The organism is Pseudolabrys sp. (assembly GCF_050250095.1).
Classification (GTDB): domain Bacteria; phylum Pseudomonadota; class Alphaproteobacteria; order Rhizobiales; family Xanthobacteraceae; genus Pseudolabrys.
In genome coordinates this window covers 166,124-185,556 of sequence record NZ_JBFWPH010000004.1, presented here as the reverse complement: position 1 = coordinate 185,556, position 19,433 = coordinate 166,124, and the positions used below count along the sequence as shown (strand labels likewise).

Genomic DNA, 19,433 nt, shown 5'->3' with positions numbered 1-19,433 from the left:
TCACGCCACCTCGCGCGAGGGTTTGGCCGCGATCAGCGCGCGCCTGTCGCAGGCGAGCCAGAGCGACACGGCGATCTTGCCGTCGGAGCCTGGCTCCGGCGGCAGGCTGCGAAACAGCACCGGTTCGAGGCCAACCGCGCTGATCCACTGGTTGACCATTTCAGGCGCGAAGCCGAGCCGGCGGTGCGCGTATTTCTCGCGCAGGAATTCCTGTTCGTGCGGCGCGAAGTCGACGACGAGCAGGCTGCCGCCGGGACGCAGCACGCGCGCGGCTTCCGCGATGGCGCGCGCGCCGTCGTCGAGGAAGTGCAGCACCTGATGCAGGATCACCGCGTCGAACGAGTCGCGCTCGAGCGGCAGGTCGTAGATGTCGCCCTGCCGCACGCTGCAATGGCGCAAGCCCGCGCGTTCGAGGCGGTCGCGCGCCAGGAGCAGCATGTCGAGCGACATGTCGATGCCGAGGCCACGCTCGACCGCCGGACCGAACATTTCGAGCATGCGGCCGGTACCGGTGCCGAGATCCAGGAGCGAGCGGAACGACCGGTCGGCCAGCGCGTCGCGGATCGCATCCTCCACCGCCTGATCGGCGACGTGAAGCTTGCGGATGCGGTCCCATTCGGCGGCGTGACGGCGGAAGTAAGCCTGCGCGACGGCGGCGCGCGCGGCGCGCACGGAGTCGAGGCGGTCGCGGTCGCGCCTGACGATCCGGTCGGCGGGATCGAGCTGCGCCAGCAGCGCGCGGGCGAGATCGGCGCCCTTGCCGGCTTCGGCGAGGCGGTAGAACGCCCAGGTGCCCTCGCGATAGCGTGTGACGAGCCGCGCTTCGGCGAGCAGCTTCAGGTGCCGCGAGATGCGCGGCTGCGACTGGTCGAGAATGTCGGTCAGTTCCGAGACGGTGAGTTCGGCTTCCGCGAGCAACGCCAGCACGCGCAGGCGCGTGTCCTCGCCCGCCGCCTTGAGCGCGGTGTTGAGGGCGTCGAAGCCGAGCTTGCCGGACCCTGTCATGGACGAATCTCTGCTAGTCTCGTTGCTGCGGCGGACATCCGCGCCGCGCATCCTGTTTTGGGCACCCTGTTTTGGACGCCCTGGTTTTGGGCTTGCGCCCAATACATAAGGATATCTTTATACTGAGTTTTGGGCTGCCGCAAGGCGGCGCTGCCGGGCTGTCGAAAGCGCCCGGCCCGCTCCGTTCAACATTCTGTTTCAACAAGCGATTTTAAGCGGGCGGCCGGTAAGCCTACCGCTTTACTGAACTATTGGTTGTAGATCGACTCAATTTCAATTTTAGGCAGAGTGCGGGTGCCGGGCACATCCGCCCGGTTCAACAAGTGGAGGAGACAATGAAGCGTCTCGTCATCGCCGCCCTCGGCCTCGCGCTGATCAGCGGCACCGCCTATGCCGGCGGCCGCGGTGGTCACGGCCACGGCGGTTACGGCAACGACCGCGGCGGCTCGCAGGGGCTCGCCGTCAACGCCAACGTCCTCACCGGCAAGGGTGGTGTCGTCGGCGCGCTGCTCGGCTCCAGGGGCCGCGGCTCGCAGGGCCTTGCCGTGAACGCCAATGTCGTCACCGGCAAGAGCGGCGTTCTCGGCCTGCTGCTCGGCGGCAACCGCGGCGGCAGCCGCGGTCACGGCTGGTAAGGCCGTTTCGCCGTCCGCACATCCAGTGCGGGGTTCGGCGAAAGCGCAGTGGGAGGGGGCGCCACCGCCCGCTGCGTCCTGTCGCCGCCCGTTTCGGACTGCGATGCAAATTTCATCCCGAGCGACAGCATCGCCACGCCGCCGTCGGTTTCCGTGCCGTCGATTTGCCGGCCGGTGACGCGCGAGACGTCGAGCGCCAGCGTGTAAGATTTTCCGAGATCGTAGCTTGCGCCAGCGCCATAGGCCTGCGTGCGCGCGGTGAACGGCGAGTCGAGATATTGCGTGCGCAGGCCGCGCGCGAACACGCGCAGGCTCAGCGCCGCACTCGCCGCATAAGACAACGACGCGCCATAGCTCGTCACCACCGTCAGCGGCGACACCGGAAATGTCGTGTCCTCGACGCCGCGCTGTGCGGCCAGTTCGATCGTCAGATCGCCGGCCTGCTTGGTCAACGCCACATCCCACACCACTTCACGCACCGGCGAAAAATCGACGTCGTGCCAGGTGCCGCGCAGATAGGACACCGAGCCGGACAGTTCGAGCCCCTGATCCTTCAGGCTCGCGAACAGATAAGGCTGCACCCGCTCGTTGTTGCGCTTGAAGCCGAACAGATCCGGCTCCTGCGTGTAGCGCGTCGCGGAGACATTGACCGACGTGCCGAGCTCGAACCTCTCCGTGACCAGCACGACGCCGGGGATCGCGGTGGTCCGCGTGAAGCGCTGCGGCTCGGGCAGAAAATCGCCGAGCACCGCGTTCGGCTCGTTCAGCGTCGCGTAGCGGAACTCGGTGGTCAGGAACGGCCGCACCGCGCCGGCGTCCGGCCGCAGCTTCGCCGTCGCCGCCGCGTCGAACGCCCGCACATTGTAGTTGGTGACGTTGGTCGCTTCCGTCATCGCGCGCAACGACCAGCCCTTGCCGATCTCGGTCTCACCTTTGAGCGCAATACTCTGCCTGTCGGACGGCACGATGTCGCGCTTGGCGAATTGCATATGCATCGCCTCGCCGGTGACGCCGAGCCGCCGCGTGTCGTCGCCATGTCCCGCCGCGAAGTTCGCCTGCACGCCGCCGAACGCGCTGCCGTTCCCCTTGCCCGGCAGCAGCATCGGGTTGGCGTCATAGCCGCCGCGCAGCCCGGCCGAGACGAGCCAGGCCGCCTCCTCGCTTCGGCCGTGGACCGGCCACAGCAGCGCGATGAGGCCGCACGCCGCCGCGATCCGACGCGCTCCGATCCCTCGCCGTGCCGGCGATCTCCTTGCCGATTGCATCGGCGCGGCAATACAACTTTAACGTTAATATTGTCTGATCTGCCCGCAGGAGTTACAGGGCGCGGATTGGCGTTTCGCCGTGCATCGCCTAGCGTCCGCGCATGAGCAAAGCATCCGATTTCGGGGTCTGGGAGGGCGAGGTCACCATCGACCTGCCTGAGCAGACCGACGCCGGCGTCTATTTCCTCGGCCGCATCCGCACGCCGTGGACCGAACGCAAGCAGTGCCCCAAGAACGCGCGGGAATCCGACGCGGTCTGCACCGTCGAGGTCGATCCCCGCTTCGCGCCGGGCCTGAAGGACGTCGAAAGCTGCTCGCACCTCGTGCTGCTCTACTGGATGGACCGCGCGCCGCGGAACATCGTGCTGCAGGTGCCCGGCCATTACGGCGTCCAGCGCGGCACCTTTGCGCTGCGCTCCCCGGCCCGGCCGAACCCGATCGCCATGAGCGTGGTCCGCCTGCTGCGCATCGAGGGCAACAGGCTCTCGGTTATCGGGCTGGACTGCCTCGACGGCACGCCGCTGATCGACCTCAAGCCCTATTTCGCCTCGACCGACAGCGTGCCGGACGCGGTGGTCGGCTGGCACCGGAAGACATAGGTCTATCGCCTGTCATTCCGGGGCGTCCGCCGGAGCCCAAAGGGCGACGGCGGCGAACCCGGAATCCAGCAACATAAATAGTCGTCGTGTTTCTGGATTCCGGATCGCCGCTATCGCGGCGTCCGGAATGACGGCAAATGGCTTTGAACCTTCCCGGCTCCCCCTGCGACCAACAGGCAGCAAGGGGAGATACCGCCATGTTCAAACGCCTCGGATTTCTGCCGACCTTCATGATCGTCGTGTTTGCGATGATCCTCGGCCTGCGCGCCGCCGCCGCGAGCCCGCTCGCCCTCTTCACCGCCACCACCGCCCCGCAATACGCCGTCGAGACGCAGGACGAGCAGCCGGCCGCGCAGACGCCGGCGCGCCTCAAGCGCCAGGTCGTCGATTACCGCACCGACGAAGCGCCCGGCACCATCATCGTCGATACGCCGAACACCTTCCTTTATCTCGTGCTCGGCAACGGCAAGGCGATGCGCTACGGCATCGGCGTCGGCCGCGAAGGCTTCACCTGGTCCGGCGTCAAGCAGGTCGTGCGCAAGGCCGAGTGGCCGGATTGGCACCCGCCGCAGGACATGCTGACCCGCCAGCCGTACCTGCCGCGTTTCATGGCCGGCGGCCCCGGCAACCCGCTCGGCGCCCGCGCCATGTATCTCGGCGGCACCGTCTACCGCATCCACGGCACCAACAACCCGGCCTCGATCGGCCAGCAGGTGTCCTCCGGCTGCATCCGCCTCACCAACGAAGACGTCACCGACCTCTACGAGCGCGTGCCGGTCGGCGCCAAGGTGATCGTGCTGCCGCAGACCGCGCGCGTCGCGATGGCCCGCTGAGATCCGCTCGCTGAAATTTTCGTCGCCTTTGAGTCAAACCTCCCGACTTGCCTCCCAACTTGAGCATCCGGCCCGCGCCGGATGCTTTTTTCTTGCCGCGGCAGCGAACCAAACAATGGCCTTGTTCGTTAAACGATTGTCCGCCGCGGGATGCGGCTCTTAAGGTTTTCATCACATGCTGCTGCGCATCGGCTTCCTTCCCGGCTTCGCGATCGCCGTCTTCACCGCCATCCTGTCGCTGAATGCCGCCGCCACCGTTTTGCAGTGGTAACTTTTTCCGTTCCCCACCACGTTGTCTGAAAACCGCGCCCGCCGCCGCCGAAAACCGGCCGTGGCGGCGAAAAGCATGCGGAATCCGGCGAATTAACGCGAAAATCCGGTTCCCTGTTTTCTGAAAAATTTTCCGGCCGTGCCGTCCGGAACCAGCGCCCCGCAGCCGGGTTGTCTCCGCGATTGGTCAGACAAACGGAGGGGCTCACGATGACCCGCAACGTTTTCAAAGCCACCGCTCTTACCGCGCTGCTCGCCGCCACGGCTTTCGCCGCAGGCTCCGCGAACGCGCAGTCATTCTTTGTCGGTGATGCCAACGGCAACGCGTCCGCCTATGCGCCGCGAGGCGTCTATCAGGCGCCGGCCGGCCGGCAGCAGCTCACCGACATGATCCAGTCCGAAGGCGACGAGGCCGCGATCGTCGATCCGGCGCTGCGCCGGCAGATCGTCAATTACCCGACGCGCGAAGCGCCCGGCACCATCATCGTCGATACGCCGAACACGTTCCTCTATTACGTGCTCGGCAACGGCCAGGCGATCCGCTACGGCATCGGCGTCGGCCGCGAAGGCTTCACCTGGTCCGGCGTCAAGACGGTCGGCCGCAAGGCCGAGTGGCCGGATTGGCGTCCGCCGGCCGAGATGATCGCGCGCCAGCCCTATCTGCCGCGCATGACCGCCGGCGGCCCCGGCAATCCGCTCGGCGCCCGCGCGCTCTATCTCGCCGGCACCGTGTACCGCATCCACGGCACCAACGATCCCTCGACCATCGGTCATCAGGTGTCATCGGGCTGCATCCGCCTCACCAACGACGACATCATCGATCTGTACAATCGGGTGCAGACCGGCGCGAAGGTGGTGGTGCTGCCGCAGCGCGACCGCGAGGCGCGTCTTCCGCGCAATGAGGTCCGCGCCCCGTCCAACGTGACGGCCTACGCGCCGCAGGCGCGCACCACGCAGGTCTGGTCTGCAATCGCGCCGGGCCGGCTTTACTAAGCTTGTTTGAACTGACGAAACGATTGCCAATACCGCCCGGCCTCGTGCCGGGCGATTTTTTATGCTTTGGCCCACGCCGTCCGCTCGTTATAGGAGGTTCGGACTTGTTGCCGGGGGTTTGACATGAAGATTGCTGCAATGGCGGCCGGCGCCGTCGGCGGATATTTCGGCGGCCGCATGGCCGCGGCGGGACATGACGTTCACTTCGTCGCACGCGGCGCGCATCGCGAAGCGATCGAGAAGAACGGCCTCACCATCGAGAGCGTTCACGGCGACCTGAAATTGCCGAAGGTCAACGTCACCGACGACCCGGCCAGGGTCGGCCCGGCCGACATCGTGCTGTTCGCCGTCAAGCTGTGGGACACCGAGAAGGCCGCCGAGCAGGCCAGGCCGATGATCGGACCCAACACGCGCGTCATCACCTTCCAGAACGGCGTCGACAGCGTCGAGCGCGTCGGCGGCGTGGTCGGCGTCGACAAGGCGGTGTGCGGCATCGCCTATATCGCGACGGTCATCGCCTCGCCCGGCGTCATCAAGCACACCTCGAGCTTCGCTTCGATGCGCTTCGGCCACGCCGACAAGCACGAGGATCCGGTGCTCACCGCCTTCGCCGACGCCGGCAAGGCCGCCAAGGTCGATATCGGCCTGTCGGCGGACATCGAGGTCGAGCGCTGGCAGAAATTCATCTTCCTCACCGCGATGGCCGGCGCGACCGCCGCGTTGCGCTCGTCGATCGGCCCGATCGTCGCCGACCCCGAACTGCGCGGCTTCTTCCGCAGGCTGATGGAAGAGGCCTATGCCGTCGGCCGCGCCAGAGGCGTGGCGATCCCCGAGACTTACGTCGAGGAGCGCATGGACTTTGTGATCAACAAGGTCGAGCCCGGCATGAAGGCCTCGATGGCGCACGATCTCGAGCGCGGCAACCGCATCGAGCTCGACTGGCTCAACGGCAAGGTCATCGAGCTCGGCCGCGCCCTCAAGATCCCGACGCCGGCGCACGAGACCGCCTGGACCGCGCTGAAGCTGCATCGCATGGGCGGCCACTAACCGGCCCGCTGCCTTTGCCGCATTGGCAAGGCCGTGCCGGGGTCACTAGAGTCGGGCGAAGAGCCGATTCGAGCGGAGCGCATTCATGCGGAAGATCATCATCGCGGTCGTGGCGCTGGTCGTGGTCGCGGCGTCGTTCGGCGCAACGCTATGGGTGATGGACGCCTTCTTCCCGCAGGTCGACAACAGCACGAAGCCCGCGCTCGCCGAATTGCCGCCGCTGCCGCTGACCTCGCGGCCCTCGCTCGTCATCGCGCCGGTCGCAATTTCGCTCAACGCGATCCGCGCCTCGCTCGACGCCGCGGCGCCCCGTGAGTTCACCGGCAAGAACAACAATCCCGTCACGCAGCTGCTCGGCAAGACCGAGATCGGCCTCACCGTCGGCCGCGGCCCGATCGCCGTCACCGGCCAATCCGATACGCTCACCGCCACCGTGCCGATCAACGGCAGCCTGCAAATCACCGGCGAGGTCGGCAATCAGGCCGGCAAGGCGGTCGGCGGCATCGGCGGCGCGATCGGCAACCTGCTCGGCGGCAAGGTCGGCCAGGACGTCGGCCAGTTTCTCGGAAAGGCGATCAACCAGCAGGCGGCCATCGCCGGCAACGTCGTCGTCAATTCGAAGCCGGCGCTGACCAGCAACTGGCGGCTGCAGCCCAATCTCGGGGTGCAGATGAACTTCGGCAATTCGGCGCTCAATATCGCCGGCCTGCGCATCAACGTCGCCAACGAGATCAAGCCGCTGCTCGACCCGCTGGTGACCAGGCAGGTCAACGCGCTGCAGGCCCGCATCAGCAACGATCCGATGCTGGAGAATTTCGCGCGTCAGGAATGGGCGAAGATGTGCCGCTCGGTCGCGCTCGGCGGCGGCAAGACCGGCCTGCCCGAACTGTGGCTCGAACTGAAGCCGGTGAAGGCCTTCGCCGCGCAGCCGCGCGTCGACGCCCAGAACCTCATCCTGACGATCGGCGCGCAGTCGGAGGCCCGCGTCGGCCCGACGCAGACCAAGCCGACCTGCCCGTTCCCGGCGACGCTCGAACTGGTGCCGCCGCTCGCGCAGGGCAAGCTCGCCATCGGCATCCCGATGGACGTGCCGTTCACCGAGATCAACAAGCTGATCGAGCAGCAGCTCAAGGGCAAGACCTTCCCGAACGATCCCAATGCATCGGTCAATGTCGAGGTGCGCAAGGCGAGCCTCGCCGCGTCCGGCGACCGGCTCCTGATCTCGCTGCTGGTCAAGGCGCGCGAGGCGAAAAGCTGGTTCGGCTTCGGCGCCGAGGCGACCTTCCACGTCTGGGGCAAGCCGGCGATCGACAGGCAGCAGCAAATCCTGCGCTTCACCGATCTGTCGCTCGCGGTCGAATCCGAAGCCGCCTTCGGCCTGCTGGGCGCCGCCGCGCGCGCGGCGATCCCCTATCTCGAAGAGTCGCTGAAGGAGCAGGCCGTCATCGACCTCAAGCCGTTCCTCGCCGACGCCCGCAACAAGATCGCCGAGGTGCTCGCCGACTTCCGCCAGGTCACGCCCGGCGTCACCGTCGATGCCGCGGTCAACGACCTGCGGCTGGTCGATATCGCCTTCGATTCGAAAACGCTGCGCATCATCACCGAGTCCGAAGGCACCGCGAAGGTCACGGTCACGCAACTGCCCAAGTGATCTGTAACGTGATCCGGCGTCGTGTGATGCGGCGTACCGTCGCGGCAGATGCCGAATATGGCGTACGCCGCCGCTGTGAGCGCGAAATCTGACCAATTTCGCCGCAGCCGGAACTCATTGCGCTCTCAATCGTTGAATTGATTGACGCACCTTGGCGCGCGCCCGACGTTGCGCGCGGCCTGTCAGCACTCCCAGCAATTCAAGAGGATTCATTGACCATGACATCGCATGCGCCAACAATTTCGTTTCGCCACATGCTGCTCGCGGGAACGGCCGTCGCTCTGGTCGCGTTCGCGCCGTCCGCCGGCTTTGCTGGCGAGCGCGCGGCCGGGCTTGCACAACTGAAATTCGCGCAGGCCAACCCTGACGACAAGGACAAGAAGGACGATCTGCGCGCGCCGCCGAAGCAGGCCGAACCGCCGAAGCCGTCGGCTCCGCCCGCCGCCGCACAGAAACCCGCCGAGCCGCCCAAAGCAGCAGAGAAGCCGGCAGAGAAGCCCGCCGATAAACCCGCGGCCGCGCCGCCGCCCAAGGCTGCCGCTCCGGCACAGCCCGCGCCGCCGGCCGCCGCGCAAAAGAGCGAGCCTGCGAAACCGGACGCCAAATCGGACGCCAAGCCCGCGCCCGCGCAGAACGCCGCGCCCAAGGAGACTCCCAAGCAGGCTCCCAAGGACGCGCCGAAGGCCGCCGACAATCCGCCGGCCAAGCAGCCGCCCGCCGCCGCGCAACCGAAGGCGACGGAGTCGAAGCCGTCCGACCCGAAGGCGGTCGACAGTCAGAAGGCCGAGCCCGCAAAGCCGGCTGAAGCGCAAAAGGACAATGCGCAGAAGGGCGAAGCTTCGAAGGACGCTGCCGCGCCCGCCAATCCGGCCGCCGTCGCCCCGCCGACGCAGGCCCGCAGCGCCAGCGAGTTCCTGCAGAAGAAGGGCGAGAAGCCGGCCGCCGGCTTCGACGACATCAAGCGCCAGCGCCGCGAGGTGCGCGAAGGCAATCGTACCTTCATCCGCGAGCCGGACCGCACCATCGTGCGCGACGGCCGGCGCACCATCATCCGCCACAACGAAGCGACGCGCTTCGCCATCGATGCGCGCGGCGTTCACGTCGACCGCAAGGGCGGCACCGTCACGACCATCGTGACGCGGCCGAACGGCGTGCGCATCATCACCACCACCGACGAGCGCGGCCATCTGCTGCGCCGCGTGCGCGAGACCAACGGCCGGTCGATCGTCATCATCGACAACACCTTCGCCGGCGCGCAACGCGATTACTTCATCGAGGTGCCGCCGCCGCGCTTCCGCGGCCCGCGCGACCGCTACATCGTCGATGCCGGCCGGGTCCGCCGCGACCGCATCTATGAGGTATTCGTTGCGCCACCGGTCGCGCCGGTCGCGCGCCGCTACACGCTCGAGCAGGTCCGCTACAGCGAACCGCTGCGCAGCTACATGCCGCGCGTCGACCTCGACATCAATTTCGCCACCGGCTCCTGGCAGCTTTCGCCTGACCAGGTCGACGAGTTGTCGATCATCGCCGCGGGCATCGAGCAGGCGATCAAGAAAAATCCGCGCGAGGTCTTCCTGATCGAAGGCCACACCGACGCCGTCGGCAGCGACATCGACAACCTCTCGCTGTCCGACCGCCGCGCCGAGGCGGTGGCCGTCGCGCTGACCGAGCGCTTCAACGTGCCGCCGGAGAACCTCGTGACGCAGGGCTACGGCGAGGAATATCTCAAGGTCGAGACCGACGGCCCCTCGCAGGAGAACCGCCGCGTGGCCGTGCGCCGCATCACGCCGCTGATCGACCGGCAGACCGCGGACCGCGGAAACCGCCGCTGAACGGCAGCCGGCCAATCCTGACCGCCGAACGGAACTTCCGGGCCGTTCGGCGGTTCCCATTGGAGGCTCTCCAATGGTTCCGACGGCAATCGCTCCGCTGACCCGTATCCTCACCTATAACGTCCACGGCTGCCGCGGGCGCGACGGCCGGTGGTCGCCGCAGCGTATCGCCGACGTCATTGCTCCGCTGCGCCCGGCCATCGTCGCCCTTCAGGAGCTCGATGTCGGGCGCACGCGAAGCGGCCGCGTCGATCAGGCCGCCATGATCGCCACCGCGCTCGGCATGCGCGTCGAGTTCAACGCCGCGCTCGAGGTGATGGGGGAACGCTACGGCGACGCCATCCTCACCGCGCTACCCTGCCGCGTCGTGAAGGCCGGTCCGCTGCCGGGCCTGCCGGGCACGCGCTATTTCGAGCCACGCGGCGCGATCTGGGCGGCGATCGATGTTGGCGGCGCCGAACTCAACGTCATCAACACGCATCTCGGCCTGCTGTCGCGGGAACGCCGCGTGCAGATCGAGTGCCTGCTCGGTCCCGACTGGATCGACCATCCGCGCCGAAAGCAGCCGGCAGTTTTGGTCGGCGACCTCAACGTGCGGCCGGGCTCGCGCAACTATCGCCTGCTGTGCTCGGCGCTGCGCGACGCGCATCGCGAGAACCGCCAGCGCGGCCAGGCGACCTTTCCATCCCGCTTCCCTGCGGTGCGGCTCGACTATGCGTTTGTCGGCGCAGGCGTCACGGTGGATTGCGCGGAAACGGTGCGCACGCCGCTGGCGCGCGTCGCCTCGGACCACCTGCCGGTCATCTTCGATCTCAAGGTGGCCGGCGCCGCCGCGCAAACGCGATCCGCCGCATGACCGCTGCGACCAAAAAATGGACACATGATCTGAACTGGCTGAAGCCGCTCGCCGCCGCCGCCGTGATCGTGGCCGCGGTCGCCCTGCTCGCTCACGCGCTCAGCCAGTACAATCCGGACGATATCGTCGCCGCGATCGGCAAGATTTCGGGACACCGCCTCGTTCTCGGCGGGCTATGCGCGGCCGGCAGTTATTTCTGTCTCACCTGGTTCGACTGGCTGGGCCTGCGTTATGTCGGCAAGCCGCTGCCCTATCGCCGGGCGGCGCTCGCGTCGTTCACGAGCCTGTCGATCGGCCACAACATCGGGTTCGCCGGCTTCAGCAGCGGCGCGATCCGCTACCGCTTCTATACACGCTGGGGCCTCTCGCTCGCGCAGGTCGCGCGGCTTGTGGTGTTCAGCGGCGTCACTGTCGTGCTGGGGCTGTTGACGCTCGGCGGCGTCGCGATTCTGGCGCGGCCGCAGCTCGCCGCGGAGGTGATCGGCCTCGACCGGACCGGCGTGCTGGCTCTGGGCGTCGCGTGTCTTGCGGTCGACGCGCTTTATCTTGCCGCGGCGGCGCTCGGGCGCGGACCGGTCCGGGTGTGGCGCTGGTCGCTCGACATCCCCGGCTTGCGCGTGGCGATGGCGCAGATCGCGCTCGGCGCGGTAAATTATGCGTTCGTGGCCGGCTGCCTCTACAACACGATGGCCGATATTTCCAAGGAGCCGTATCTGTCCGTGGCGACCGTCTATGTGCTCGCCAACACCGCGGCGCTGGTCGCCCACGTTCCCGGCGGCGTCGGCGTCATCGAGGGGGTGGTTGCCGTCCTGCTGCCCGGCAATCCGAACATCGCCGCCGTGCTGATGTTCCGTGCGCTGTATTACCTCATGCCGCTCGCGATCGGCGGCGTGCTGTTCGCGCTGACCGAGCTTTACTGGCGCGGCAACCGCAGGCGCACGGCCCGCCGCTAAGCATCGCGCCGGCTGTCGCCGGAACGCCAGCCCGCCCGGCGGCCCAGCAGAAAGCCGATCGGATCGAGCGGCCGCAGCGGATCGAACAGCGCGGTCAGCACGCCGAACCCCGCCGAGACACGCCGGCGCTTCAGCGGCCGCAGGCAGGAGTCGTTGCAGTTGAGCGCGGCGATCGCCGCCCGCATCGAGCCTTCATCCCGGTAACGCTGCGCGATGGTCTGCGGCGTCTGCCCGGTATGCTCCGCGATCAGCCCGTCGCGCACACCGGCGACGGCCGCGCGATGCGCGTCGCTGTGCGCCTCGATCGCAAGGTCGCACTCGCTGTCGAGGCCGAGCGAGCGATTGTTGAGGTTCGAGGAACCGACCCGGAGGAACACGTCGTCGACGACGATGACCTTGGAATGGACGTTGACCGCGCATTCCGTCCTGGCGTCGCTCGCGCCGACTGCGCGGGAGAACGCGCGAAACCGCCCGAACCTGTCGGCGCGATGCAGCCGGTTGATCAGCCGGTCCTGCGCATGACCCATCACCATCGCTTCCATCCGGGTGTTGAACTCCTTGCGCACGACCATGACGATTTCCGGCCCGTCCTCGTGCCGCAAATGCCGCTCCAGAATGCGCGAGATGTAAACCGAGGTCACATACTGCGCCTCGATGTAGATCAGCCGGCGCGCGGCGCGCAGCGCGTCGTGCAGCAGCGTCACCGCCTCGAACACGCCCGGCCGTCCGCCATACGGCCCCAGCGTGCGCGAGATCGCGACATCCACGTCCGAGAAATCCGCCGCGAGACCGTCCGGCCAGGCCTGACCGGTCGCCGGCGTCACGGTTTCGCCGATCACGTATGTCCAGCGATCGCGGACATAATCGCCGACCGCGCGCGCCGCTTCGCCGTCGACCGCCATTTGCACGTCGTGCACCGGGCCATAGGAACTGCCGTCGCGTTGCGAAACCCGGAACGGACTCTCGACCGGATGCTCGCAGGTGTCCCAGCGCAGCACCGTCAGGTCCATGCCGCCGACGAAAGCGATGCTGTCGTCGACGCAGACGACCTTGGCGTGGTGCGAGGCATAAAACGGGTGCTTGCTGTCGAGCCGCACCTGGATGCGCGGATGCCGCTCCCACGGCGAGCCGAGCAGCAGCGGCAGCGGCGCGCCCGGCGCATGAAAGGCCGCGACGCTCCAGATCAGGATGCGAACCTCGAGCTCCGGCCGTTCCTCGACCAGCGCACGCAGCCGGTCGCCGAGCGTCGGACAATTCGGATCGTCGCCCCGTAGCCGGATCGAGGCGTCGAAATCCCAGCCCATGATGAGGACCGAGCGCCGGGCCTTTTCCAGCGACGCATCGAGACTGCGGAAATAATTGTCGGCATCGACCAGCACGCGCGCGCGGCCCGCGCGCGCCACGCGCCAGCAATTCCGCCCCGGCCGTAAAATCGAATTCGCTTCGCTCATTCCGCCCTGTGCCGTCCGGTCCTCTCTATAACACCGCAGAACGCCGCGGGTTGCGCCCTACACCTTGCGTCCGAACAGCGCAATCGCCGCGACCGGGATGACGAAGCCGGCGGCCAGCACGATCACCAGCAGCGGCCCGAGCGCCGCGTAGTCGCCGCGGCCGACGGCAAAGATCTCGTTGAGATATTTGGTCTGCAACTGGCCGGCGACCAGCGCCATATTCATCAGCGAGGCCATCAGCGCAAACCATGTCGCGCGCCGCCCCTCCGGCGCGTAAAACGCGATCAGGGACAGGAGCGGGATCATCGACAGCTGCGCGAAGGGCGAGCTCGCCGCCGCGTCGACGACGGCGATGGTGCGCGCGCCGAAGCCGAAATGCGCTTCCGTCCACGCCGCGAGCCCGTAATAGAGCCCGACATTCGGCAGCGACAGCACGGTGCCGGCGACGGTGAGCCAAAACAGCGTCTTGGTGACCGAATAATCGGTGAGCTGCTTGCTGAAGGCCCACATGCCGACCAGCGCCAGCACGGCGGCGGTCTGCCGCAGATGACCGTAGAACGCCGCGTCGAATTTCAGCACGTCGAGCGTCCACCAGAAATAGCCGTCGCCGACCGAAGGCGTCGCGCGAAACGCGAAGATGATGATGGCGGAATAGACGATCGCCATCCGCGCCTTGCGGTCGAGGTCGCGCGTCACCAGCACCAGCATCGCGCAGATCACCGCCATCGAGACGATGAAGATGATCTCCTGCGAGAACGGCACGCGGCCGAGCGCCAGCGCCGCCACCACCGCACCAAAGGCGATGCCGCCGCCGAGAATGCGCCAGTCGAGCGGGCGGCGCTCCGCCGCCTCGCCGCGATAGAGGAAAATGCCGGTGACGGATATCGCCGGAATGACGAGGCCGATCAGGAACACCGTCTCGCGGGAGAAGATCGTCGCCAACCAGCCGGAAAGACCTGCCACCGCGAGGATGCCGGCCGACAGCGCAAGCCGGCCCAGCACCTGCACCATGCCGAGTTCGGCGCGCACCGACTTTTCCGGGCGCGGCTTGCCGTCCTGGCCGGTCCGCGACACCACCTCAGTGGACATCGCGTCGGCCACCACGTCCTGGATCACGGTGCCGAGCACGATCAGCAGCGCGCCGGCGACGAACAGCGCGTCGGGCCCGGCGACGGTGATCCATTGGCCGGCCGCGCCGGCGAGAACCACCAGCCCCGCCGCGGTACAGCCGCCGCCGATCAGCACATAGCTTTTCCGCTGCGAGCCGAGAATCGGCACGCTGTCGACCAGCTGGCCGAACACCATCTTCACGGTCCACGGCAGCGTCAGCCAGACGCCGATGCCGGCGAGTTCCGCCGGCGTGAAGCTCAGGCTTTCCTTCACCCACAGGTCGCGCGTCACGTCGATCAGGCCGAGCGCGCCATAGGCGAAATAGACCATCAGCAGCGGCAGATAGGCCGCCCTCAGCGCCCGCAAGGGGCGGAGAATCGCGTCGGTCAATGCCAAGGGAAAGCGCCTCCGGTCGGGCCGCAGTCATATCATGCGGCGGCAGCCATGCACCGCGTCATCGCCTGCGCCACGGCGGCCCGCATTGACAGTGCCCGTCGCAAGCCTACATTAGCGCCGTTCCGAGGGGTGTCCGGCATGGATGTGTCGCCGGGCTGAGAAAAACCCTTTGAACCTGATCCGGCTCATACCGGCGAAGGGACAGGACGCTGATGCAACGCTCGATCTATCTCGCCCGGCTGATCGGCCCGCCCTTGGTCGCGGCCGGCGTCGGCGTGTTGTTCAACGGCGACGTATTTCGCGCGATCTACGAACAGTTCGTCATCAGCCCGGCTCTCCTCTATCTCTCCGGCGCCATCGTGCTGCCGGTCGGCATCGCCATCGTGCTCGCCCACAATCTGTGGGTGAAGGACTGGCGCGTCATCGTCACCGTGTTCGGCTGGCTGATGGTGATCGGCGGCGTGGCGCGCATGGTCGCGCCGCAGCTCGCGCAGATCGTCGGCGGCGCGGTGATCGACACGCCCTATACGCTGCCGGTGTCCGGCGTCGCCATCGCCGCGCTCGGCTGCGTTCTGAGTTATTGCGGCTACGCCGATCTCGACAAGCCTGCGGCCGCGGCCGAGACAAAATCCCCGAAACCGACAGGACAGACGCGCAGTGCGACGCGCAGGCGAAACAACAAGTGAACGACGTCCCCTCGACGGACACCGCGCGGCTGATCGCGCGGCTGACCGGTCCTATTCTCGCCGCGATCGGCACCGGCCTTCTCATCAACAACGCCGCTTATCAGGAGACGGCGCTCGCCTTCCTGTCGAGCCCGCCGATGATCTACTTTTCCGGCATTCTGGCGATGACGGCCGGCATCGCCATCCTGAACGTGCATTCGCGCTGGACGCGCGACTGGCGCAGTTCGGTGACGGCGCTCGGCTGGATGCTGGCGCTGATCGGCGCGTTCCGCATCATCGCGCCGCAATTCGTCGTCTATATCGGCGCGGCCGGCTTCGCCAGCGTCCGTGTCGGGTTCGGCGTGCTGTTTCTCGCGCTCGGATCGTTCTTCACCCTCAAGGGCTACACGGAATAAGTGCCCTGACGACCAGCACTGCGCTTACACCTATGGAGGCCGCATCATGAACAAAGCCGTCACGCAAGCCGATCTCGTCACCCCGAAGGTGACCACCGGTGCGCTGCCCGCCTCGCGCAAGGTCCACTCCCGGCCCGCCGCCGCGCCCGATCTGCGCGTGCCGCATCGCGAGATCGCTCTCTCGCAGGGTTCCGGCGAAGCGCCGCTGCCGGTCTACGACACCACCGGCCCCTATACGGACGACACCATCGCGATCGACGTCGAGAAGGGCCTGCCCCGCGCGCGCATCGCCTGGGTCAAGGAGCGCGGCGGCGTCGAGGAATACGAAGGTCGCCCGATCAAGCCGGTCGACAACGGCAATGTCAGCGGCAAGCACCTCGCCCGCAATTTCCCGAACACGCCGAAGCCGTGGCGTGCTTTGGATGGCAAACCCGTCACGCAATACGAATTCGCCAAAGCCGGCATCGTCACCAAGGAAATGATCTACGTCGCCGAGCGCGAGAACCTCGGCCGCAAGGCGATGCTGGAGCGCGCGCAAGCCGCGCTCAAGGACGGCGAGAGCTTCGGCGCGTCGATCCCGCCCTTCATCACCCCGGACTTCGTGCGCGAGGAAATCGCGCGCGGCCGCGCCATCATCCCCTCCAACATCAACCACGCCGAACTCGAGCCGATGATCATCGGCCGCAACTTCCTGGTGAAGATCAACGCCAATATCGGCAACTCGGCGGTCACGTCGTCCGTCGAAGAGGAAGTCGAGAAGATGGTGTGGGCGATCCGCTGGGGCGCCGACACGGTGATGGACCTCTCCACCGGCCGCAACATCCACAACACCCGCGAATGGATCCTGCGCAATTCGCCGGTCCCGATCGGCACCGTGCCGATCTATCAGGCGCTCGAAAAGGTCGACGGCGATCCCGTCAAACTCGACTGGGAGGTCTACAAGGACACGCTGATCGAGCAGTGCGAACAGGGCGTCGATTATTTCACCATCCACGCCGGCGTCCGCCTCGCCTATGTGCCGCTGACCGCCAACCGCGTCACCGGCATCGTGTCGCGCGGCGGCTCGATCATGGCGAAGTGGTGCCTGTCGCGACACACCGAGTCGTTCCTCTACGAACGCTTCGACGAGATCTGCGACATCATGCGAAAATATGACGTCTCGTTCTCGCTCGGCGACGGGTTGCGGCCCGGCTCGATCGCCGACGCCAACGACCGCGCGCAGTTCGCCGAACTCGAGACGCTTGGCGAACTCACGCAAATCGCCTGGAAGAAGGGCTGCCAGGTCATGATCGAAGGCCCCGGCCATGTGCCGATGCACAAGATCAAGATCAACATGGACAAGCAGCTCAAGGAATGCGGCGAGGCGCCGTTCTATACGCTCGGGCCGCTGACGACCGACATCGCGCCGGGCTACGACCACATCACGTCGGGCATCGGTGCGGCGATGATCGGCTGGTTCGGCTGCGCCATGCTCTGCTACGTCACGCCGAAGGAGCATCTCGGCCTGCCGGACCGCGATGATGTCAAGGAAGGCGTCATCACCTACAAGATCGCGGCGCACGCCGCCGATCTCGCCAAGGGCCACCCTGCGGCGCAACTGCGCGACGACGCGCTGTCACGCGCGCGCTTCGACTTCCGCTGGGAGGACCAGTTCAACCTCGGCCTCGACCCCGACACCGCGCGCGAATATCACGACGAGACGCTGCCGAAGGAAGCCCACAAGGTCGCGCATTTCTGCTCGATGTGCGGGCCGAAATTCTGCTCGATGAAGATCACGCAGGACGTGCGCGACTACGCGGCGAGCCTCGGCGCCAACGAAAAGACGGCGCTGGGCCTGTCGGCCGAACAAGGCATGAAGGAAATGTCCGACAAGTTCAACGCCATGGGCCAGCAGGTCTATGTCGATGCCGGCAAGATCCAGAACAACAGCAAAGCACCGAAGACCACCGCACTCGATAGCGAAGCCGAGCACCATGCGAAGAACGCGGGGTTGGTGAAAGAGAGCAACAAGGCGTTGTAAAGAGCGTCGTCATGGCCGGGCTTGACCCGGCCATCCACGTCTTATTGCGAATTGGGGGCGGGTTAGCCGAAGGCGTGACCCGCCTTTTCTTTGTGCGATCGACGCATTGCACTTTGAAAATGGATCAGCACGCCGGGATACTTAAAGGGCATCGGCGACAGGACCATCTCCGAAGCTGCGGTCCCGTTTTGCTCTCTCAGTCAAAAAGCTTTCGAGGCCCGGGTACGGAATAGCCTTTTGTCGCTCCTCCTGAGAATACTGCACCACCCATTTTTTGAATGACAAGTCTTCGTAGGGTCCACTCTCAACTGCAAGACGCCCCTCGTGGAGGCGGTAGCTACGCTTCAAATTCTGCCGTACACGGTCGCAAATAAGATTCGCCGCGCGCGTCAACTCCAACATGAGATCGCTTACGAGAGCCACGTGATATTCGTATTGCTGAAGCAATCGTCTATATCTCTCCGGGTTCCACTCGTCAATTTTGTAGAACCTGCGCGTCATTAGAGTTTCGTCGCCACCTCTTGACTCGGCTTGTTCTCGAAAAGTTTCTTGGAAATCCTGCAGCACGAAACGAAAATTGCGAAATGCATTTTCAAGGTCTGGATAGCGACCGGGCCAGACGCGCGTGAGCAGCCGGTCCCGAAGCGCATATAAGTCCTCATCAAGCCCTTTCCACATCGCAGGATGATCGCCTCCGAGAACGTGACTGCTCCAAGCGGTCCAGCTTGCCAAATGCGCCAATTTTTCCCACTCATCAACTATCGCGGAATATTGCTCGTCATCATGTTGCTTCGCTTCATCAAGTCCTAGATTCTGACGCACCCAAGCCTCGTGATCGGCTTTCATCTGATGAAGCCGCTCAATCGTGTATTCACCAGGTTGAGTGTCAATAATTCGGTGATCGTTTCGACAGAGCAAAATCAAATTTCCGTAGCTATTCCTTCGTTCAGGCGGCATCTCGGGATTTGCACGAGGACCGTCGTCGCTCTCCGCAACAATGTGGCAGTTTTCACCAACGAGTGTCGGATCGTCGGTCTCAGTCTCATCTTCGTATAAATCCTTACGACACTTAGAGCATCGGCCCGCTGCTCTGCCCCAAAGCATTTTCTGCGTTTTAAGCGATATGGCCATTTATTTACCACCAGCGCATGATTTGATCCGAAAATAGGCTTTCACTTTTTAAGATCATGTGTGCAAGCCAGGAATGAATAGTATCAGTGGCGGCGGATCGGCCGGCTTGGTGGTGGCCGCCTTGAAGGCCTTTTCGGCTTCGCTGCGGGTATCGCGGAAAGGTCCTTTTGCCATGCGCGATTCCTCTCACATCCCGCAAACCTCGACAATGCCACCGTGTGCCGCCAAGGCCACCGCATTCACAACCGCTGCCGACAGCAAATAGCTTCGGCACCTCGCCCCTCTGCAATCGCCATCTCGCCGGA

General features: G+C 65.9%; 16 protein-coding genes, 1 pseudogene and 1 riboswitch. Of the genes and pseudogenes, 12 read left to right on the top strand and 5 right to left on the bottom strand.

Annotated features, from left to right (window positions below; genetic code table 11):
* Entirely contained in the window at positions 1 to 1,005 is a 1,005-nt protein-coding gene (locus AB7F10_RS13835) for an ArsR/SmtB family transcription factor (RefSeq protein ID WP_428562090.1), read from the bottom strand.
* 335 nt (positions 1,006 to 1,340) lie between these two features.
* Between AB7F10_RS13835 and AB7F10_RS13830 the strand changes: the two genes are divergently transcribed.
* Complete coding sequence (locus AB7F10_RS13830) at positions 1,341 to 1,640, top strand: hypothetical protein (protein WP_428562092.1); 300 nt, start codon at positions 1,341 to 1,343, stop codon at positions 1,638 to 1,640.
* Here AB7F10_RS13830 and AB7F10_RS13825 read toward each other — a convergent pair.
* Positions 1,628 to 2,905: an outer membrane beta-barrel protein gene (locus AB7F10_RS13825; RefSeq protein ID WP_428562094.1), complete on the bottom strand. Its 1,278-nt coding sequence runs from the start codon at positions 2,903 to 2,905 to the stop codon at positions 1,628 to 1,630. The two genes, AB7F10_RS13830 and AB7F10_RS13825, sit on opposite strands and share 13 nt — an antisense overlap.
* 101 nt (positions 2,906 to 3,006) lie before the next feature.
* On the opposite strand from AB7F10_RS13825, the gene tsaA reads away from it, so the two are divergent.
* From tsaA to AB7F10_RS13785, 8 genes are all read left to right on the top strand, one after another.
* Positions 3,007 to 3,504 (top strand): tRNA (N6-threonylcarbamoyladenosine(37)-N6)-methyltransferase TrmO, encoded by a 498-nt coding sequence (tsaA, locus tag AB7F10_RS13820; RefSeq protein ID WP_428562096.1) that lies wholly within the window; start codon positions 3,007 to 3,009, stop codon positions 3,502 to 3,504.
* Between the two features lie 230 nt (positions 3,505 to 3,734).
* Positions 3,735 to 4,337 (top strand): L,D-transpeptidase, encoded by a 603-nt coding sequence (locus AB7F10_RS13815; protein WP_428562467.1) that lies wholly within the window; start codon positions 3,735 to 3,737, stop codon positions 4,335 to 4,337.
* Positions 4,338 to 4,817: 480 nt separating this feature from the next.
* The gene (locus AB7F10_RS13810; RefSeq protein ID WP_428562098.1) at positions 4,818 to 5,600 is read left to right on the top strand and encodes a L,D-transpeptidase; all 783 of its coding nucleotides are present in this window, start codon (positions 4,818 to 4,820) and stop codon (positions 5,598 to 5,600) included.
* Between the two features lie 123 nt (positions 5,601 to 5,723).
* The gene (locus tag AB7F10_RS13805) at positions 5,724 to 6,647 is read left to right on the top strand and encodes a ketopantoate reductase family protein (RefSeq protein ID WP_428562100.1); all 924 of its coding nucleotides are present in this window, start codon (positions 5,724 to 5,726) and stop codon (positions 6,645 to 6,647) included.
* 85 nt (positions 6,648 to 6,732) lie between these two features.
* Complete coding sequence (locus tag AB7F10_RS13800) at positions 6,733 to 8,298, top strand: DUF4403 family protein (RefSeq protein WP_428562102.1); 1,566 nt, start codon at positions 6,733 to 6,735, stop codon at positions 8,296 to 8,298.
* A 218-nt stretch (positions 8,299 to 8,516) separates the two neighbouring features.
* Positions 8,517 to 10,130: an OmpA family protein gene (locus AB7F10_RS13795; protein WP_428562469.1), complete on the top strand. Its 1,614-nt coding sequence runs from the start codon at positions 8,517 to 8,519 to the stop codon at positions 10,128 to 10,130.
* A gap of 73 nt (positions 10,131 to 10,203) precedes the next feature.
* The gene (locus AB7F10_RS13790) at positions 10,204 to 10,986 is read left to right on the top strand and encodes an endonuclease/exonuclease/phosphatase family protein (RefSeq protein ID WP_428562104.1); all 783 of its coding nucleotides are present in this window, start codon (positions 10,204 to 10,206) and stop codon (positions 10,984 to 10,986) included.
* Positions 10,983 to 11,939, top strand: coding sequence for a lysylphosphatidylglycerol synthase transmembrane domain-containing protein (locus AB7F10_RS13785; RefSeq protein ID WP_428562106.1), 957 nt, complete (start codon positions 10,983 to 10,985; stop codon positions 11,937 to 11,939). The genes AB7F10_RS13790 and AB7F10_RS13785 overlap by 4 nt, the downstream gene beginning before the upstream one ends.
* Here the strand turns inward: AB7F10_RS13785 and AB7F10_RS13780 are convergent.
* Together AB7F10_RS13780 and AB7F10_RS13775 are read right to left on the bottom strand one after the other, a co-directional pair.
* Entirely contained in the window at positions 11,936 to 13,390 is a 1,455-nt protein-coding gene (locus AB7F10_RS13780) for a phospholipase D-like domain-containing protein (RefSeq protein WP_428562108.1), read from the bottom strand. The two genes, AB7F10_RS13785 and AB7F10_RS13780, sit on opposite strands and share 4 nt — an antisense overlap.
* Positions 13,391 to 13,447: 57 nt before the next feature.
* Positions 13,448 to 14,896, bottom strand: a complete 1,449-nt coding sequence (locus tag AB7F10_RS13775; RefSeq protein ID WP_428562110.1) for a hypothetical protein — start codon at positions 14,894 to 14,896, stop codon at positions 13,448 to 13,450.
* 115 nt (positions 14,897 to 15,011) lie between these two features.
* Positions 15,012 to 15,115: riboswitch (TPP riboswitch) on the top strand.
* Here AB7F10_RS13775 and AB7F10_RS13770 point away from each other — a divergent pair.
* From AB7F10_RS13770 to thiC, 3 genes and pseudogenes are all read left to right on the top strand, one after another.
* Positions 15,109 to 15,582 (top strand): hypothetical protein, encoded by a 474-nt coding sequence (locus tag AB7F10_RS13770; RefSeq protein WP_428562112.1) that lies wholly within the window; start codon positions 15,109 to 15,111, stop codon positions 15,580 to 15,582. Its footprint overlaps the riboswitch before it by 7 nt.
* Complete coding sequence (locus tag AB7F10_RS13765) at positions 15,579 to 15,977, top strand: hypothetical protein (RefSeq protein ID WP_428562114.1); 399 nt, start codon at positions 15,579 to 15,581, stop codon at positions 15,975 to 15,977. Before AB7F10_RS13770 ends, AB7F10_RS13765 begins: the two co-directional genes overlap by 4 nt.
* 46 nt (positions 15,978 to 16,023) lie before the next feature.
* Positions 16,024 to 17,913: pseudogene (thiC, locus tag AB7F10_RS13760) on the top strand (phosphomethylpyrimidine synthase ThiC); the annotation flags it as partial.
* A 225-nt stretch (positions 17,914 to 18,138) separates the two neighbouring features.
* Here thiC and AB7F10_RS13755 read toward each other — a convergent pair.
* Positions 18,139 to 19,128 carry an HNH endonuclease signature motif containing protein gene (locus AB7F10_RS13755; protein ID WP_428562116.1) on the bottom strand — a complete coding sequence of 330 codons (990 nt, stop codon included), beginning with the start codon at positions 19,126 to 19,128 and terminating at the stop codon, positions 18,139 to 18,141.
* Between the last annotated feature and the right edge of the window lie 305 nt (positions 19,129 to 19,433).

Excerpts from the sequence above, each read along its gene's own strand:
- AB7F10_RS13755 (WP_428562116.1), bottom strand. The coding sequence starts at position 19,128 with ATGGCCATATCGCTTAAAACGCAGAAAATGCTTTGGGGCAGAGCAGCG.
- AB7F10_RS13785 (WP_428562106.1), top strand. The coding sequence starts at position 10,983 with ATGACCGCTGCGACCAAAAAATGGACACATGATCTGAACTGGCTGAAG.
- tsaA (WP_428562096.1), top strand. The coding sequence starts at position 3,007 with ATGAGCAAAGCATCCGATTTCGGGGTCTGGGAGGGCGAGGTCACCATC.
- AB7F10_RS13800 (WP_428562102.1), top strand. The coding sequence starts at position 6,733 with ATGCGGAAGATCATCATCGCGGTCGTGGCGCTGGTCGTGGTCGCGGCG.
- AB7F10_RS13835 (WP_428562090.1), bottom strand. The coding sequence starts at position 1,005 with ATGACAGGGTCCGGCAAGCTCGGCTTCGACGCCCTCAACACCGCGCTC.
- AB7F10_RS13790 (WP_428562104.1), top strand. The coding sequence starts at position 10,204 with ATGGTTCCGACGGCAATCGCTCCGCTGACCCGTATCCTCACCTATAAC.
- AB7F10_RS13770 (WP_428562112.1), top strand. The coding sequence starts at position 15,109 with ATGCAACGCTCGATCTATCTCGCCCGGCTGATCGGCCCGCCCTTGGTC.
- AB7F10_RS13815 (WP_428562467.1), top strand. The coding sequence starts at position 3,735 with ATGATCGTCGTGTTTGCGATGATCCTCGGCCTGCGCGCCGCCGCCGCG.
- AB7F10_RS13810 (WP_428562098.1), top strand. The coding sequence starts at position 4,818 with ATGACCCGCAACGTTTTCAAAGCCACCGCTCTTACCGCGCTGCTCGCC.
- AB7F10_RS13825 (WP_428562094.1), bottom strand. The coding sequence starts at position 2,905 with ATGCAATCGGCAAGGAGATCGCCGGCACGGCGAGGGATCGGAGCGCGT.
- AB7F10_RS13830 (WP_428562092.1), top strand. The coding sequence starts at position 1,341 with ATGAAGCGTCTCGTCATCGCCGCCCTCGGCCTCGCGCTGATCAGCGGC.
- AB7F10_RS13805 (WP_428562100.1), top strand. The coding sequence starts at position 5,724 with ATGAAGATTGCTGCAATGGCGGCCGGCGCCGTCGGCGGATATTTCGGC.
- AB7F10_RS13795 (WP_428562469.1), top strand. The coding sequence starts at position 8,517 with ATGACATCGCATGCGCCAACAATTTCGTTTCGCCACATGCTGCTCGCG.
- AB7F10_RS13780 (WP_428562108.1), bottom strand. The coding sequence starts at position 13,390 with ATGAGCGAAGCGAATTCGATTTTACGGCCGGGGCGGAATTGCTGGCGC.